At 67.3% G+C, this 17,120-nt stretch carries 13 protein-coding genes and 1 riboswitch; of the genes, 9 read left to right on the top strand and 4 right to left on the bottom strand.

Going from position 1 to position 17,120, the window contains the following annotated elements; translation table 11 throughout:
• Nucleotides 1-19: 19 nt before the first annotated feature.
• Nucleotides 20-922: a hypothetical protein gene (locus DQG15_RS04095; protein ID WP_116082948.1), complete on the bottom strand. Its 903-nt coding sequence runs from the start codon at nucleotides 920-922 to the stop codon at nucleotides 20-22.
• Between the two features lie 156 nt (nucleotides 923-1,078).
• Between DQG15_RS04095 and DQG15_RS04090 the strand changes: the two genes are divergently transcribed.
• A complete protein-coding gene (locus DQG15_RS04090) occupies nucleotides 1,079-1,534 on the top strand; it encodes a GNAT family N-acetyltransferase (protein ID WP_116082946.1) in 456 nt (151 codons plus the stop codon).
• Between the two features lie 8 nt (nucleotides 1,535-1,542).
• Here the strand turns inward: DQG15_RS04090 and DQG15_RS04085 are convergent, their stop codons facing one another.
• Nucleotides 1,543-2,217, bottom strand: coding sequence for a glutathione S-transferase family protein (locus DQG15_RS04085; protein ID WP_116082945.1), 675 nt, complete (start codon nucleotides 2,215-2,217; stop codon nucleotides 1,543-1,545).
• A 136-nt stretch (nucleotides 2,218-2,353) separates the two neighbouring features.
• Nucleotides 2,354-2,432: riboswitch (SAM riboswitch) on the top strand.
• A 51-nt stretch (nucleotides 2,433-2,483) separates the two neighbouring features.
• On the opposite strand from DQG15_RS04085, the gene metZ reads away from it, so the two are divergent.
• From metZ to DQG15_RS18080, 3 genes are all read left to right on the top strand, one after another.
• Entirely contained in the window at nucleotides 2,484-3,686 is a 1,203-nt protein-coding gene (gene metZ, locus DQG15_RS04080) for an O-succinylhomoserine sulfhydrylase (RefSeq protein WP_116082939.1), read from the top strand.
• A 97-nt stretch (nucleotides 3,687-3,783) separates the two neighbouring features.
• Nucleotides 3,784-4,881 carry a GTP cyclohydrolase FolE2 gene (folE2, locus tag DQG15_RS04075; RefSeq protein ID WP_116082938.1) on the top strand — a complete coding sequence of 366 codons (1,098 nt, stop codon included), beginning with the start codon at nucleotides 3,784-3,786 and terminating at the stop codon, nucleotides 4,879-4,881.
• A 242-nt stretch (nucleotides 4,882-5,123) separates the two neighbouring features.
• The gene (locus DQG15_RS18080; RefSeq protein ID WP_157968885.1) at nucleotides 5,124-6,227 is read left to right on the top strand and encodes a hypothetical protein; all 1,104 of its coding nucleotides are present in this window, start codon (nucleotides 5,124-5,126) and stop codon (nucleotides 6,225-6,227) included.
• A gap of 116 nt (nucleotides 6,228-6,343) precedes the next feature.
• On the opposite strand, the gene DQG15_RS04070 is transcribed toward DQG15_RS18080, so the two are convergent.
• Nucleotides 6,344-7,261 (bottom strand): cation diffusion facilitator family transporter, encoded by a 918-nt coding sequence (locus DQG15_RS04070; RefSeq protein ID WP_116082936.1) that lies wholly within the window; start codon nucleotides 7,259-7,261, stop codon nucleotides 6,344-6,346.
• A gap of 85 nt (nucleotides 7,262-7,346) precedes the next feature.
• Here DQG15_RS04070 and DQG15_RS04065 point away from each other — a divergent pair, with 85 nt between their 5' ends.
• Nucleotides 7,347-8,795, top strand: a complete 1,449-nt coding sequence (locus DQG15_RS04065) for a TrkH family potassium uptake protein (RefSeq protein ID WP_116082934.1) — start codon at nucleotides 7,347-7,349, stop codon at nucleotides 8,793-8,795.
• 94 nt (nucleotides 8,796-8,889) lie between these two features.
• Here DQG15_RS04065 and DQG15_RS04060 read toward each other — a convergent pair whose 3' ends face one another.
• Nucleotides 8,890-10,656, bottom strand: a complete 1,767-nt coding sequence (locus DQG15_RS04060; protein WP_232830702.1) for a trypsin-like peptidase domain-containing protein — start codon at nucleotides 10,654-10,656, stop codon at nucleotides 8,890-8,892.
• A 196-nt stretch (nucleotides 10,657-10,852) separates the two neighbouring features.
• On the opposite strand from DQG15_RS04060, the gene DQG15_RS04055 reads away from it, so the two are divergent.
• From DQG15_RS04055 to DQG15_RS04040, 4 genes are read left to right on the top strand one after another with little or no spacing between them, the layout of a single operon-like run.
• Nucleotides 10,853-11,818, top strand: coding sequence for a glycine--tRNA ligase subunit alpha (locus tag DQG15_RS04055; RefSeq protein ID WP_232830701.1), 966 nt, complete (start codon nucleotides 10,853-10,855; stop codon nucleotides 11,816-11,818).
• Nucleotides 11,815-12,330, top strand: a complete 516-nt coding sequence (locus DQG15_RS04050) for a DUF6446 family protein (RefSeq protein ID WP_116082929.1) — start codon at nucleotides 11,815-11,817, stop codon at nucleotides 12,328-12,330. Before DQG15_RS04055 ends, DQG15_RS04050 begins: the two co-directional genes overlap by 4 nt.
• Before the next feature lie 3 nt (nucleotides 12,331-12,333).
• Nucleotides 12,334-14,379: a glycine--tRNA ligase subunit beta gene (glyS, locus tag DQG15_RS04045; RefSeq protein ID WP_116082928.1), complete on the top strand. Its 2,046-nt coding sequence runs from the start codon at nucleotides 12,334-12,336 to the stop codon at nucleotides 14,377-14,379.
• Nucleotides 14,380-14,433: 54 nt separating this feature from the next.
• Nucleotides 14,434-17,103: a putative PEP-binding protein gene (locus DQG15_RS04040; RefSeq protein WP_116082926.1), complete on the top strand. Its 2,670-nt coding sequence runs from the start codon at nucleotides 14,434-14,436 to the stop codon at nucleotides 17,101-17,103.
• Nucleotides 17,104-17,120 lie beyond the last annotated feature (17 nt).

Raw genomic sequence — 17,120 nt, 5'->3', positions numbered from 1 at the left:
TAGGCGCAGGTGTCGGCCCTCAGGATGGTTGACCCGCCCCGAATGGCAAGGGGAGCCGGACGGAAAGGGCGCGCCGGGCGTTCGGGGGCCGTGTCGGATCGGGCAGGGCGGAGGCGAGTTGCGGCAGGGGCAGGGCGCCCGTGAGAATGTCCCGGTAGAAGTCAAACAGCCGCGCCCGGAGGTATACGGACCAGTGGCAGACGAGGTGCGAGGGCGGGGGGATCTCGTGGCCGAGGGTGGCGAGCGCCGCCCGCGTGGGCGCATCGTCTATGGCGAGGTCGATCCAGTCAGCGTCACGCCGGAGCGGCCCGCGGCCGAGGCTCCGTGCGCCGAAGCCGATCGGGGCAAGGGCGCGCTCCATGAGCAAATCGAAGAAGAGGTTCTCCCTGCTGCGCACGCTGAGGATTGGGGGCGGAGCCTGGGCGCGGGCAAGCGCCGCGTTCGCCGCGGCCTGGGTCTCCGCCGGGGCGAGGAGGACCGCCCCCGAGACAGCGCCCGGCGGCAGGTGCGGCAGGCTTTCGAGGGCGACGCGGGCGCCGAGCGAATGGGCAAGAAGGCGCGCGCCGCCGGATCCGTTTCCCCGCGTGTCCGCCACGCGGCGGAGGATCCGGGAGAGGCCGCGGCCGGCCGCTTCCGCCCGCGCATAGGCAGTGCCGAACGCGCCCCGCGCCTCCCAGCCGATGGCAAGCGTCAGCGGTCCGTCCGGCCTGTCTGCCCCGAGGGCCGCCGGCCAGGACAGTGCCCGGGGCGAGCGCTTCGGGGCGAGGGAGAATATGTGGCGGTGGGGCGAGTGCTCGGGCGAGGTTGGAGAGAAGCGGTATCCATGGATCATCGCGATCACCGGCCGGTCCGGATCGGCCGCGAGGCTTGCCTCCGCGACACGGTCGAGCACCCGCTCCTCGACCGATCCGTCCGCCGACATATTTGCCGCAAGTAGTGCCATGCCTCATCATGCCCGCCACATGTTGCGGCTTTGCTAAGGTTCCTCGGGAACCGCGGCATGACGCGGCGGTGAAGCTTTGATGACATCGGCGTCGCCCGGGCCTATGGCTGTGACACCCTGCGAGGAGCCGACCCCATGAGCGACAACATCATCTTCAGAGAAGCCGTGCGGGACGAGGTTCCCGCCATCGTCGCCCTCCTGAGGGACGACCACATGGGCAAGCTCCGCGAGGGCTCCGGCATGGAGGCGTATCTCGCCGCCTTCGACGCCATGTCCAAGGAGGGGGCGAACCGGCAATTCGTAGGCGTTATCAACGGCGAGGTCGTCGCCTGCTACCAGCTCACGGTGATTTCCGGTCTCTCCCTCTCCGCCTCCCGGCGGGCCCAGATCGAGGCGGTGCGCGTCGCCGCTCATCTTCGGGGGCAGGGCCACGGCGCACGGCTGGTCGCGGATGCCGAGGCCCGGGCGCGAGAGGCGGGCGCGCGGCTCCTTCAATTTACCTCGAATGCCGAGCGAAAAGACGCCCACCGCTTCTACCAGCGGCTCGGGTACGCCGCCTCGCATACCGGGTTCAAGAAGAGCCTGGACTAAGGCCGGCGTCAGAAATCCCCGAGCCTGAGCGTGTCGAGGGAGGGTTTCTGATCCATCGGGTAAGCGGGGAACCACGGCTTCGCACCAGCGAGGACGCTGCCGTAGGCGGTGCGCGTCATCAGGCGCCCGAGATAGGAGCCGAGCGCCGGATGCGCCGGCATCAACGGCACCACGGTATCGGCGAAGAAGAGCGCCGGACCCGCGACGATATCCGCAAGGGTCAGCCGGTCTCCGAAGATCCAGGGATCGGGCGCGAGTTCCGCCTCCAGCGCGTCATAGGCGGCCGACAGCGTCCGCCGCGCCTCTCCGACGCCGTGAAGATCCCGCGTGCCGGGCCCGCGGAGCCGATCCTCCACGATCTTCCGCGTGGGCTGCGTCAGCATCCGCTCGATCCGGCGCTCCCACATGCGCACCTCCAGCTCCCGCCCCGCGGGCAGAAGCGCGCGACCCGCGTCGAGCCGCTCGACGATGATGGACGCCTCGCCGAGCGCCCCGCCCGGCAACGCCGGATCGCGCAGGACAGGCAGCGTGCCGTGGGGCCAGATGGCGGCGAGCGCCCCGCGGTCGGCGGCATCGGCCAGATCGACGACGACGAGGGACACCGCCGCGCCGAGCTCGGCCGCGGCGAAGAGCGGAGCATGACTGGCGGGATCGAGCGGATGGTGGAGAAGTTCCGGGATCATGGCGGGATTCGCGCAAGGGAGAGCCCCAGCCTAGGACGGGATCCTTGTCATTTCATCATCGACAATCCCTTCGGGCGATCTTTTCGGGCAGGGTGTCGCCGCTTGACCTCTGACTGTGCCGGGGTCTATCCAAAGCGCCACCAAACGTGGCGATTTGTTCACCGGATTGCGGGCCACGCTAAACATGCTGCTAAAGAGGTCAGAACGCCGGACCCCCGGCTTTTGGCGCGAACGGTGGGGAGTCGATACGGCGAAAGGACATCACGATGGCATATGACGATGACACCAGCCTTGGCGGCACCGGGGCGCGCACCCGCGCGGTCCATGGCGGTACGCGGCGGTCGCAATGGGGCGAGGTCTCCGAGGCGATCTTCCTGACGCAGGGCTTCGTGTACGACAGTGCCGAGGCCGCCGAGGCCCGCTTCCAGGAGTGCGGGCCGGACGAGTTCATCTACGCGCGCTACGGCAATCCGACCGTGCGGATGTTCGAGGATCGCATCGCCCAGCTCGAAGGGGCGGAGGACGCCTTTGCCACCGCCTCCGGCATGGCCGCCGTCAACGGCGCGCTGACCTCGATCCTGAAGGCGGGCGATCGCGTCGTCTCCTCCCGCGCGCTGTTCGGCTCCTGCATCTACATTCTCGAATCGATCCTCGGGCGCTACGGGGTCGAGGTCGTCTTCGTTGACGGCACGGATCTGGACGCCTGGCGCGAGGCCGTCACGCCGGGGACCACCGCGGTTTTCCTCGAGACCATCTCCAACCCCGCGCTCGAGGTGGTCGACCTGCCGGCCGTCGCCGCCATCGCGCGGGAGGCCGGGGCTCTGACCATCGTCGACAACGTCTTCGCGACGCCCGTCTATTCCCGCGCGGTGGAGCAGGGGGCGGACCTCGTGATCTACTCGACCACCAAGCACATTGACGGGCAGGGGCGGGCGCTGGGCGGCGTCATCCTCGGCAGCCGCGAGATGATCCGCGGCCGGATCGAACCCTACATGAAGCACACCGGCGGCTCCATGAGCCCGTTCACGGCGTGGGTCATGCTCAAGGGGCTGGAGACGCTGGATTTGCGCGTGCGCGCCCAGGCCGAGAACGCCCGCGCCATGGCCCAGGCGATCTCGGGAGATCCGCGCCTTGCCCGCGTCATCCATCCCTCCCTGCCGGATCATCCGCAGGCGGAGGTGGCGCAGACGCTGACGGGCGGCGAATGCACCCTTCTGGCCATCGACCTCGCCGGCGGGCAGGAGGCGGCGTTCCGCTTCCTGAATGCGCTGAAGGTCATGGTGATCTCCAACAATCTCGGCGACGCCAAGAGCATCGTCACGCATCCTGCCACCACCACGCATCAGCGCCTCTCGGACGAGCAGAAGGAGACGCTGGGCATCACGCCGGGCCTCATCCGCATCTCCGCCGGGATCGAGGACACGGCGGACCTGATCGCGGATCTCCGCGCCGCACTCGACGCGGTCTGAAGGGCGGGCGACATCCCGTCCCGTCCGGGGCTCTCTGGATTTCGGAGCCCCGACATCACATCTCTAGGCCGGCGAGACCCAAAGAGGGGGGACGCAGATGAACATCCAGTCCGCCGATCTCGGCGCCGCACCGACCGACGAGGACGCGCTCGAGGCCGCCCGGACGCTGCGGGCCTGGGCCGCGCGCGCGAGCGTCGCCGAGATCGCCGCCCTCGGTCCCGACGCCGCACGGCTTGTGGGGCAGGTGAGCGCGGGCAGCGGCCTCGCGCAGGAGTATGACGCAGAGTTCCGCCCGGATGCGGCCTACCTCGCGTCGCTTCCGGATCTTCAGAATGGCCCCGCCGCGCTCATCCGCGGGGCGCGGCGCAAGATCCAGCATGTCGGCATCTCGAATTTCCGCCTGCCGGTGCAGTTCGCGACGCGGGGCGGCGCGCCCATGCTGCTCGAGACCTCCGTCACCGGGACCGTGAGCCTCGAGGCCAGCGCCAAGGGCATCAACATGTCCCGCATCATGCGCAGCTTCTACGACCACGCGGGCGAGGCGATGGGCTTCGATCTGATCGACCGGGCGCTCGACGCCTACAAGCGGGAGCTCGGCAGTTTCGACGCGCGGATCGCCCTTGCGACGTCCTTCCCCGTGATGCGCGAAAGCCTCCGTTCGGGGCTCGCCGGCTGGCAGTATTACGACGTGGCGGCCGAGATCGCCGAGCGCGGTGGGACGCGCCTCCGCATCCTGCACGTCGACTTTGTCTATTCCTCCACCTGCCCCTGCTCGCTGGAACTGGCCGAACATGCGCGCACGGTTCGCGGAACGCTCGCCACGCCGCATTCCCAGCGCTCCCTCGCGCGCCTCTCCGTCGTCCTCGATCCCGAGGCGCCCGAGCTGCCGATCGAGGACCTCATCGACCATTGCCGCGCCGCCGTTCCGACCGAGACGCAGGTCATGGTCAAGCGCGAGGACGAGCAGGCCTTCGCCGAACTGAACGCCGCCAATCCGATCTTCGTGGAGGACGCGGCACGGCTCTTCGCCGAAGCGCTGCAGGGCGATCACCGCATCGGCGACTTCCGCGTCGCCGCCAGCCATCAGGAGAGCCTGCACAGCCACGACGCCGTCAGCATCCTGACCGAAGGGGCCACCTTCGCCGCCGCCTCCCTCGATCCGCGGTTTCTCGGGACACTCCAGACGCGCGGGTAGCGGCGAAACGCGAGGCGGGCGGCCTCTTTCCTGACAGCGGGCACCAGTTTCTCAAGCGATGCCGCTGCTCATTCAGCTTAGAGCCTGAGGCGGTTTCGAGTCCAAGTTGTTGATTAATGGAATCAGCATTGTTGGCAAGGAACGGTAGCGCCGGATCTTACGCCTGGTTGACACGAGGCAATGGGCGTCCGACACTTATGGCATTGCATGTATTGCCGCATCCTCCAGATTGAAAGCTAATCATGGATCGAGTCCGCGAGGTCTTAAGTTCAGAGCCATTAGCTTCGGCGCGAAGCTTTGAGCAAAATTGGATTCTCCCGCAGCTCGCCCGAATAGAAAAGGCTATTCTTGAAGATCCATTAGTCGCAGACTGGTTGAACAGCCAAATCTCAATGACGGGAGGCGCGCACTTGCACTCAATCAATGTCGCGACTTGGCTGCATGATCGCTGTCAATCTATCGGGCTGGATGCCGCATTAAGTGAACTAGAAGCTGTAGTCAGGGTAGGGAGTGGCATTCTACCTCTCGATGTGATGCTGTTCGATAGCTTGGGCTTTGCATCTTCCAACGAAGTAGTTCATTTTGAATTTGCCAATGGAATATCCTTAGCTGCACTGGAAGTGTATAAGGATAGCGTTGTTTTCCCCGCCATTGACGAGTTCCCCCTCACTTGCATCCTGACGAGTCAGCATGACAGTAGCGGCAGATTCATAGAGCGCTGTATTGATGTATGTCGCTTTCTTTCCCTCGCTAGGCCGCCTGGTCAAGCCGTCCAGCCGAAGCTTTTTACAAAAGGATGGAGAAAGAACGCTCCTTTTCCACAAGGTCGCGATATTGGTTTAGTCAGTCGGCCACGGGCGAAACTAAACGGGCCGTTGTTGCATTACGAATTAAAAAACTCGAATGATCTCCTAGGTATTTTTGCATCCTTCGCGGGAAAAGACCAGGATGTGATCCGTACGGTTCTGGATCACTATTCCTATTGTGGTTCTAGCCTTGAGTTGGTTGAATCGGCAGTTCACATGAGAATTTGCCTTGAGACCTTACTCATCAGCTCTGGTTCGGGAGATAATCTTTTTAAAGTGTCGCGAAGAGGTGCACTGATGCTGGGCGGTGATTTGGTAGAACGAGAGCGTAATTGCAACCTAATCATCGGTGCTTACAAAGCTGGTTCAAGTGCCGTGCATACCGCTAGCGTGAAATCAAGTGAGAGAAGCCAATGGAGAGAATTTCTAGGCGTTCTTCAAAAACTTGTAAGGTGCTGGATCGCTGCAGGAGCGCCGTCGCTATCCAATGACGAGTGGAAACTAATTGAACTCGGGGGAGGATTTCCTCCAATCCGCTAGGCTGTGATGCAGGGTAACAATGATCACTTCGTCCGCACTGCTCACTCTCTCCCCAACAGGAAGACAGGTCCCCTCCGGCACGGCTCTCGTCCAGAGCATCCCCCCGCTCCCAAGCCTCACCGTTTCCGGGGCTCGCCGATCTCTATGACGCCGCGGTCGGTGCCTTCGGCCTCGGCCTTGTGTTCGGGCTCGACGTGGATGCTGACATTGATGTCGGGCACCGCGTCCTTCAGGGCCGCCTCGATCTGGTCGCAGACCTCGTGGGCATCCTCGACGGTCGTCTCTCCGGGGACGACGAGGTGGAAATCGACGAAGGTGGCGCGGCCGGCATGGCGGGTGCGCAGGTCGTGCGCCTCGAGCGCGCCGCCGGCTTCTGTGCTGATCACCTCCCGGATCGTCTGCATGGTCTGATCCGGTACGGCCTCGTCCAGGAGGCCGCTGAGGGAGGAGGCGATGAGCTTGCCGCCGGACCACAGGATGTTGACCGCGACGATGGCGGCGAGGAGCGGGTCCAGCACCCAGTACCCCGTGAGGCCGGCGAAGCAGATGCCGAGAACCACCCCGGCCGAGGTGATCACGTCCGCCCAGAGGTGCTTGCCGTCCGCCACGAGGGCAGGGGAGGAGAGCTGCGTCCCCCGCCGGATGAGGAGCCGGGACCATGCGGCATTGATCGCGGTGGCGACGGTCACGACCACGAGGCCGGAGGCCGGCATCTGCGGAATGTCGGGGGAGAGGAAGCCCAGCCACGCCTCGCGCAGGATCAGGAGCGCCGCGACGACGATCAGCACGCCCTCGACCACCGCCGAGATGAACTCCGCCTTGGTATGGCCGTAGGGATGCGCCTCGTCGGCGGGGCGGAGCGCCACCTTCACGGCGACGAGCGCCGCGATGGCCGCAACGACATTGACCGTGCTCTCGAGGGCATCCGAAAGGAGCGCGACCGAGCCCGTCATGACGGCGGCCCACGCCTTGAGCGCAAGGACGATCAGTCCCACGAGGATGCTGCCGAGAGCGAGTTTGACCTGATCCGTCATGGGCGTCTCATACAGCCCGTCCGGCCCCGGGCAAGCCGCTATGTTCGCTTGACAGCGCTGGCCCCCCGCGCCAACGCTCCGCGCCATGTTCGACCTGCGCCCCGTCGGTTACATCATCGGTCTGTTGCTGACGGTTCTCGGCGCGGCCATGCTCCTTCCGCTGGGCATGGACCTGCTCGCCGGCAACGGCGAATGGCCGGTCTTCCTCGAAAGTGCGATCATCACCGCGCTGACCGGGACGTTCCTCGCGATCTCCTGTGCCAACGGCGTCGGGCGGGGCCTGACGATCCGGCAGACCTTCCTCGTCACCACGCTCGTCTGGCTCATCCTCGCAATCTTCGCGGCCGTTCCGTTCATCCTCGGGGACACGCAGGCCAGCATCACCGACGCCTTCTTCGAATCGATGTCCGGGCTGACGACGACGGGCTCCACCGTCTTCACCGGGCTCGAAGAGCTGCCGGCGGGCATCCTGCTCTGGCGGTCCCTGCTGCAATGGATGGGCGGGATCGGGATCGTCGTCGTGGCCATGGTGTTCCTTCCCGAGCTCAGGGTCGGGGGCATGCAGATCTTCCGCTCGGAAGCGTTCGACACGCTGGGCAAGATCCTGCCCCGCGCGGCGGAGATCGCGGCGCGCATCACCTGGATCTATCTCGGCCTCACCTTCGCGGCCTTCCTCGCCTTTGCCGCCGTCGGCATGACGGCATTCGACGCGCTCTGTCATGCCCTCACGGCGATCTCGACGGGGGGCTTCTCAACCACGGATGCCTCCTTCGGCGCCCACCAGGGCGCGCCCGAATACGTGGCGACGGTCGTCATGCTTCTCGCGAGCCTGCCCTTCGTGCGCTACATCCAGCTTCTGGCGGGAACGGCGCGTCCCTTCTTCGAGGATACCCAGATCCGCGCCTATTTCACGGTGATCGGCGTCACCGTGGCGGGGCTCTTCCTGTTCCAGGTCTTCGTTGACGGGCTGCATCCCGAGCAGAGCTTCCGCGAGGCGATCTTCAACGTCGTCTCGATCATCTCGGGGACCGGCTTCGCCTCGGTGGACTACCAGCTTTGGGGCGCGGTCCCGGTCGTCGTCTTCTTCTTTCTCGGCCTCGTCGGAGGCTGCGCCGGCTCGACGTCCTGCTCGGTGAAGATCTTCCGCTACCAGATCCTGCTCTCCGCGGTGCGGGCGCAGATCCGGGCCATCCACTCCCCCCACGGCATGTTCCTGACGCGGTTCGACGGCCGGCCGGTCGGGCCCGACGTGCTGAACTCGGTGATGGCGTTCTTCTCGATCTTCGTGGTGTCGCTCGGCGTGCTGTCGATCCTGCTGTCCATGACGGGGCTCGACTTCACCACCTCCGTCTCGGGTGCGGCCACGGCGATCGCCAATATCGGTCCGGGCCTCGGCGACACGATCGGCCCGGCGGGCAACTTCTCCACCCTGAACCCGACGGCGAAATGGCTCCTGGCCATCGCCATGCTGGTGGGGCGGCTGGAGCTTCTCGTGGTCTACGCGATCCTGACGGTGAACTTCTGGCGCTCGTGACCCTCCGCGCCATGCCGGCGGGGCGGTCCCACGAGGCATGGCGCGGGACCGCCTCCGGCGGGGGTATTCTCGGGAAAGATGAACGCGGCCGGGATCAGTTCCAGCAGCTGACGAGCGTGGTCATGTCCGCGGCACGGGCGGTGAGATCCTCGGCGGGAAGGGCGGGGCCGTTCCCGGCTGTCCGGGCCGAAAGTCCGTTTTCCGCGAGGAAGGCGGCGAGCGCATCGGCGCCAGCAGCCAGGGAGACGTCGGCGGGAAGCCGGCGGTCCGCATCGTCGCCTGCCGGCAGGAGCATGCCGATCACTGCTCCGCGCTGGTCGAGCACGGGACCGCCCGAATCGCCGGGGAGGGTTTCCATATCGAGACGGCGGAGCGTCTCCTCGCCACCGAGGCCGCGGACATCGCTGAGAGTGCCGAACGTCATCACCGGCGCATCGAGGATGTCCTCGTAGGAGAAGCCGGCAACGGCGACCTCGGATCCAAGGCGCGGCACCTCCGCCTCGAGCGCGGCGGTGCGGATCGGGGCGAGCCGCGTTTCGGGGGAGAGAAGGGCGAGGCCGAGCGCCGTGTCACGGGCGGTGATCGTGGCGTCTGTGCTGGTGCCGAGGCTGATCCTCTCGCAGTTCTCGACCGCATCGAGGGTGGTCAGGACGGCGCCGTCATCGGCGACGAAGAAGCCCGTGCGGGAGCGCGCCGGTCGGCGGACCTCGAGGCCGGACAAGAGGTCCGATGCCTGATCCATGCCGCCGGCCTCGCCAGCCGTATCGGGCAGGATGACGCCGGAGACGGGGGTGAAGCTCTCCCGCATGGTCTGGCGGATGCGGTTCATCGCGTCCGCTTCCTCGGGCGGCCAGATCAGGGTGAACCCCTTCACGGCCCCGCCCGACAGCGCGGCATAGGTGTAGCTTTCCAGCTCCTCGTTCGCGCCCTCAAGGGTGAAGGAGGTGCGGTTACGTTCGCGGGGTCCGTCCTGCGGAACGATCTCCAGCGTCTGCATGATGTCGTAGAGACCGAAGAGGGTGCCCTCGTCCCCGGACTGGCTGATGAGCAGGACGCGAACGCCGCTGTCGCCGGTGCTGCCGTAATGGACGAAGGGCGGGTTCACCTCCTCGAACTCCACGAGGCCGGCGGGCATGATGATCTCGATCCCGGCCTTGTCGTCCGCGATCTGGGCCATGCCGATGCGGGAGAGGTCCTCGCGGAAGGCGCCGACGAGTTCGGTCCGCTCGGCGGTGGTCAGAACGCCGGTGTCGGGACGCCCTTCGGCGCGCTGCCAGGACGACATGGCGCGGCGCGTGTTGGGTCCGATGGCGCCGTCGATGGCGCCTTCGTAATGACCCTGCCACTTCAGCGCCTCCTGCAGGAGGCGGCGTTCCTCGCCGTTCAGGCGTCCTTCGCTGGCGCGTGCCTCGGCGACGGTTTCCTCGGGCGCCTGCGGCTCCGCGGCAGGCTCGGACCCGGTCTCTGTCCCGGTCGCCTGTTCGACCGCATCGTCCAGCGCCTCTTCCGAAACCGGAGTGATGGGGGCGGCGCCGACGGGGAAGAACCGGCGGCCGAACCGCTCGCCATCGGTGACGTAGGCGTCGGATGGCACGAGGCCCTGGCGGCGGAACGCGGAGAGCTCGCTCGCCGCGGCCGCGTCGTCCGCGTAGGGACCGACCACGACGGCGTACCAGCTCGTCCCGAGGCGGAAGCCCGCCACATTCGGGAAGGCCCCGGCATAGGCGCGGGCCCGGTCCTCGGCGTCGGCCAGTGTCGGCTGGGCTTCAACCTGCACCCAGGATTGCTGCGCCTGGAGCGCGGCTGCGCTCAAGAGAAGCGCAGAGCAGGTCGCGAAGATCGTTTCGGTCAGCCGTGTCACGCGTCGTTGCCTCATTGGTCCGTGGCCCTCTCGAGATCGGGGCCTGTTTCGGTGGCGGACCATAGCAACGCCGCCCGTGGCCGCACGGCGAAAGGCGTTCATTTTTTCGTGCCTGTGGCGCTTTTGTTCGCGGCGGAGGGACCCTCCCTCCGGATTGACCGCGACACGGGGCGCCCATAGGAAGACGCCACCTTTGATGCGGAGACCGGAAATGGCGGGCGGGACCACGCAACCGAGGAGCTTTCAGGAGGTCATCCTGCGGCTTCAGACCTATTGGGCGGGCAAGGGATGCGCCGTGCTGCAGCCCTACGACATGGAGGTCGGTGCCGGCACCTTCCATCCGGCCACGACCCTGCGGTCGCTCGGCCCGCGCCCCTGGGCGGCGGCCTACGTGCAGCCCTCCCGGCGGCCGACGGACGGACGCTATGGCGACAACCCCAACCGCCTTCAGCATTATTACCAGTACCAGGTCCTGATCAAACCGAGCCCGCCCGACCTGCAGCAACTCTACCTCGGCTCGCTGGAGGCGATCGGGATCGATGCGACGGTCCATGACATCCGCTTCGTTGAGGACGACTGGGAGAGCCCGACCGTGGGGGCCTGGGGTCTCGGCTGGGAGGTTTGGTGCGACGGCATGGAAGTCAGCCAGTTCACCTATTTCCAGCAGGTCGGCGGCTTCGACTGCAAGCCCGTGTCGGGCGAGTTGACCTACGGGCTCGAGCGTCTGGCGATGTACGTGCTCGGCGTCGATCACGTCATGGAGATGCCCTTCAACGATCCGGATGCGCCGATCCCGCTCACCTACGGGGATGTCTTCCGCCAGACCGAGGGCGAGTATTCGCGCTGGAACTTCGATGTGGCCGATACGGACACGCTCCTTCGACATTTCGAGGATGCGGAGGCGGAGTGCCAGCGCATCCTCGGTGCGGGCGCGGACGATCCGCGCTCGGGGCGGCGGATCGTGATGGCGCATCCGGCGTACGATCAGGCGATCAAGGCCAGCCACATCTTCAACCTCCTGGATGCGCGGGGGGTGATCTCCGTGACCGAGCGGCAGGCCTATATCGGCCGGGTCCGGGCGCTGTCCAAGGCCTGCGCGACGGCCTTTCTCGAAACCCCTGCCGGCGGCGCGGATGACGCGCCGTCCGCGGGCGCGGCATGAACGGCAAGGTCCTCGGCATGATCATCATCGCAGCGGCGGCGCTTGTCGGGGCGGGCGTCTGGTGGACCGCCGAATACGCCTATTTCGAGCCGGTCGAGGATGCCCGGATCGAACTCACGCGGGTGGACGGCACCGTCGAGCCGATCCTCGCGGACAACGTCGAGGCGATCGACCGCGAGACCTCCCCGATCAGCTACCGCGCCTGCTTCGAGACGTCCCAGAGCGATGCGATGCTGACCGAGACCTACGAGGTCTACGCTGGCGCCGAGCCCCTCAACGCCTCCCGCGGCTTTGCCTGTTTCGACGCCGACGCGATCGGCGAGGCGCTCGAGCAGGAGACCGCCATCGCCTATCTCGGCCGCCGGGATATCGAATACGGCATCGACCGGGTCGTCGCGATCACCGAGGACGGCCGGGGCTATGCCTGGAACCAGATCAATGAATGCGGCGCCGCTGCCTTCGACGGGCAGCCCCTGCCGCCCGATTGCCCGCCGGCGCCGGAGAGGAACTAAGCGATGCCCGACCTTCTGATCGAGCTTTTCTCGGAAGAGATCCCGGCGCGGATGCAGGCCCGCGCCGCGGATGACCTGAAGTCGATGATGACGGACCGCATGGTGGAGGCGGGTCTGACCTATGCCCACGCCGCCGCCTTCGCGACGCCGCGCCGCCTGACCCTTGCCGTCGAGGGCCTGACCGATCACAGCCCGGCCACGCGGGAAGAGCGCAAGGGTCCGCGCGTCGATGCGCCCGAGAAGGCGCTGGAGGGCTTCCTGCGCTCCACGGGGCTGTCCAAGGATCAGCTCGAGGCGCGGGACGACAAGAAGGGTCAGGTCTGGTTCGCCACCATCGAGAAGCCCGGCCGTCCGGCCGAGGAGATCGTGGCCGAGGCGCTGACGCAGGTCATCGAGGGCTTTCCCTGGCCGAAGTCGATGCGCTGGGGAGAGGGCTCCCTCCGCTGGGTGCGGCCGCTGCACTCGATCCTCTGCATCCTGACGGACGAGGAGGGTCACCGCGTGGTGCCGGTGGAGGTCGCAGGCTACGCGGCGGGGGACACCACCGAAGGGCACCGGTTCCTCTCTCCGGGGCGGTTCAGGGTCAGTTCATTCGACGATTACGCCGCGAAGCTGAAGCGCGCCCATGTCATCCTCGATCCCGAGGAGCGGCGCGAGCGCATCCGCCACGAGGCGCAGAACCTCGCCTTCGCGCAGGGGCTCGAGGTGATCGAGGATAACGGCCTCCTGGCCGAGGTCGCGGGGCTGGTCGAATGGCCGGTGCCCCTGATGGGCGAGATCGGCGCGGAGTTCATGGAGCTGCCGCCCGAGGTGCTCCAGACCTCGATGAAGGAACATCAGAAGTTCTTCTCCGTGCGAGACAGGACGGGAAAGATCGTTCGCTTCCTGACGGTCGCGAATATCGAGGCGCCGGACGACGGCGCGGCGATCCTCGCCGGCAACGGCCGCGTCCTGCGAGCGCGTCTGTCCGATGCGAAGTTCTTCTGGGAGAACGATCTGGCCGTAGCGAAGGACGGCATGGGCGCCTGGACGGACAAGCTCGCGAACGTGACCTTCCACAACAAGCTCGGCAGCCAGAAGGACCGGATCGAGCGGATTGCCGCGCTTGCCCGCGAGATCGCGCCGATGGTGGGAGCGGGTCCGGATGCGGCGGGCCGTGCCGCCCTGATCGCCAAGGCGGACCTGTCCTCGGAGATGGTGTACGAGTTCCCCGAGCTTCAGGGCCTGATGGGCCGCTACTACGCCGAGGCGGCCGGGCTGCCGGCGGATGTCGCCGCGGCTGCCGAGGAGCATTACCGCCCCCTGGGTCCTTCGGACGACGTGCCGACGGCGCCCGTATCGGTGACCGTGGCGCTCGCCGACAAGCTCGACACGCTGACCGGCTTCTGGGCCATCGACGAGAAGCCCACCGGCTCCAAGGATCCGTTCGCCCTTCGCCGCGCGGCGCTTGGCGTCATCCGCCTCGTGACGGTGAACGGCCTGCGCCTGCCGCTGCAAAGTGCCGTTCCGGGCGGCGGCGTGTCGGACGATCTTCTGTCCTTCTTCCACGACCGTCTGAAGGTGCACCTGCGCGATCGCGGCATTCGCCATGACGTGATCGACGCGGTTCTCGCCATGCCCGGCTCGGACGATCTCGCTCTCGTCACCGCGCGGGCGGAGGCGCTGGCGGGCGTCCTTGCGACCGATGACGGGGAGAACCTCGTCCAGGGCTTCAAACGCGCGAACAACCTGCTGACCCAGGCGGAGGCGCAGGACGGTGTCGCCTACGAGTTCGGCCCGGACGAGAAATTCGCCGAGGCCGCGGAAGAGAAGGCGCTCTTCAAGGCCCTCGATGAGGCGGAAGCGAAGATCGGCCCGGCGATGGAGGCCGAGGATTTCGGCACCGCGATGGAGGCCATGGCCGCCCTCCGCGCTCCGATCGACGCCTTCTTCGAGGCGGTCCAGATCAACACGGACAACCAGATCGTCCGGCGCAACCGGCTCAACCTGCTGCATCGCATCCGGCAGATCTGCCTCGCGGCGGCGGACCTTACGCGGATCGAGGGATGATGTGACGCACCGTCCCTCCGCCCTCGGTGCTGCACCGCAGAAAGATAAGCTTGAATGAGCGGGGGTAACGCCTACTTGAATGGCGTCAAGGAGGGCGCCGCAGTGCAGCATTATGCCCGGTACAGTGATTTCACCCTGATCACGCCGACAGCCTCCATGTCGGCGGCGGTTCATGGTGGCCGAGCGAAATGCCTGCAACGGCTCGTGCGCCTCGGTCTTCCCGTCCCGCGCACCGTCGCTCTCTCCTACGACGTCGTCCATCGCATCGCCGAAGGGCACATGCCCGACCTGCCGCGGCTCCTCTCGGCGTTCGGGCGGGAGCCGCTTCTCTCCGTTCGCCCCTCTTCGATGGATGCCGAATGGGGCGGTCCGGGCGCCGTTCTCAACGTCGGAATGTGCGACGCGCGGCGGGACGCGCTGGCGGAGACCATCGGCGATGAGGCCGCGACGGCGCTCTACCTGCGCTTCGTGCAGGCCTACGCGGTGGATGTGCTGAGGCTCGACCCGGATGCCTTCGCCGTCCCCGATGCCAGCGCCAGCTCCCTCGCGGCTGCGCTTCAGACCTTCGAGGAGGAGACCGACGAGCCATTCCCGCAGGACGCGGGCGTGCAGCTCGCCGAGGTCCTGCGCTCCATGGCGAGAAGCTGGGAAAGCACTTCGGTCCGCCTCCTGCGGCAGGCCCGGGGGGCGCCGGCGGATGCGGGGCTGGGGCTGGTCGTTCAGGCGATGGCACTGGGCCTCGGGCCGGGGGAAAGCGGCTCGGGCGTGGTCCGCGGGATGGACCCAGCGACCGGCGAGCACGTCATGAACGGGCGCTATCTGCGACAGTCCATCTTCCGCGACGCGCTGACCGGCACCGGGGGACAGGAGGGCGCGCTCCATCTCGCGGCCGATCCGAGGGGAGCGTCGCTCGAGAGCGAAGCGCCCGAAATCTTCGCCGAGCTGACGGAGTTCTCGCGCATCTGCCGCAAGCGGCTGCGGGAGGAGATGGAGATCGAGTTCTCCGTCGCCGGCGGAACGCTCCATGTCCTCGATGCCGTCCGCATGCCACGCTCGTCCCGCGCGGCGGTCAAGGCGGTGGTCGACCTTGCCGAGGACGGAATCATCCCGCGCGAGGAAGCGATCCTCAGGATCGAGCCCCGCGCGCTGTCGCAGCTCCTCCACCGACAGGTGGACCCCGATGCGCGCCGCGAGGTGATCCTCAAGGGGATCGCCGCAAGCCCCGGCGCCGCGACGGGGCGTCTCGTCTTCTCCGCGATGGCCGCGCAGACCGCCGCGTCACAGGGCGAGGCCTGCATCCTCTTGCGCCGCGAGACGACGCCGGAGGACATCCGCGGGATGCACGTCGCCTCCGCCATCGTCACCGAGCGGGGCGGAATGTCCTCCCACGCCGCGGTGATCGCGCGCGGACTGGGTCTGCCCTGCATTGTCGGCGCCGTCGGCAGCCGCATCGACACCCGCGAGCGCACGGTCACGCTGAAGGATGGCCGCGTCTTCCGCGAGGGGGACATGGTCACGGTGGACGGCTCCGCCGGTGTCGCCCTCGAAGGGGCCGCGCCGCTGCTGGAACCGATGCTGGACGGCCCCTTCACCACGCTGCTCGGCTGGGCCGACAAGGTGCGCGATATCGGGATCCGCGCCAACGCCGACACGCCGGACGATGCGCGCACCGCCGAGACCTTTCTCGCCGAGGGAATCGGCCTGTGCCGCACGGAGCATATGTTCTTCGAGGATGCCCGCCTGACGCTGATGCGGGAGATGATCTTCACCGACGACAGCAAGGACCGCGCCGCGTCCCTCGAACGCCTCCTGCCGATGCAGCGCCGGGACTTTGCGGACCTCTTCCACATCATGGCCGGCCGGCCGGTCTGCATCCGTCTCTTCGACTTGCCGCTGCACGAGTTCCTTCCGCGCGACAGGGAGGACCAGCGCGCGCTCGCCGATGCCCTCGACCTGCCGCTGTCGGACGTGGTGCGCCGGGTGCAGAACATGAGCGAGTTCAACCCGATGCTCGGAATGCGCGGGGTACGCCTCGGAATCACGGTGCCCGAGATCTACGAGATGCAGGCGCGCGCGATCTTCGAGGCGACGGTGCAGGCCAGCCGGGAGACAGGCGCGCCCGTCGTGCCCGAGATCATGATCCCGCTCGTCTCCGCCCGCCGCGAGGTGGAACTGGTGAAGACGCGCGTCGACGCCGTGGCCGCCGCGGTGAAGAACGAGAGCGGCGAGACCTTCGAGTACCGCCTCGGCGTGATGGTGGAGACGCCCCGCGCCGCGCTCAGGGCGGGCGAGATTTCCGATCACGCCGCCTTCCTGTCCTTCGGGACGAACGACCTGACACAGATGACCTACGGTCTGTCCCGCGACGATGCGGGCCGGTTCATGGGCGCCTACGTGGCCGAAGGGGTCTTTCCCGAGGATCCGTTCCACACGCTCGACCTCGACGGCGTCGGTGAACTGCTCCTCCTGGGGGCGGAGCGGGCGCGCGAGAACCGTCCGGACATCACCGTCTCCCTCTGCGGCGAGCATGGTGGGGACCCGGACACGATCGCATTCTGCCGCGCCGCGGGGTTCGACTACGTGTCCTGCTCGCCCTTCCGCGTCCCGGTGGCCCGTCTCGCCGCCGCCCATCTTGCGCTTGGCGGCACCCCCCACGGCACGCCCTGGGAGCGGGAGGACGCGGCGAACGCTGCCGGCGCCGGAGCCGCGATCCGCAGGCTGTAAAGGCGAAGGGGGTGGCC

Origin of the sequence: Tropicimonas sp. IMCC34011, from assembly GCF_003390865.1 — a bacterium.
In the GTDB taxonomy this organism is placed as follows: domain Bacteria; phylum Pseudomonadota; class Alphaproteobacteria; order Rhodobacterales; family Rhodobacteraceae; genus Tropicimonas_B.
This window is presented reverse-complemented; position numbering and strand designations above follow the sequence as displayed.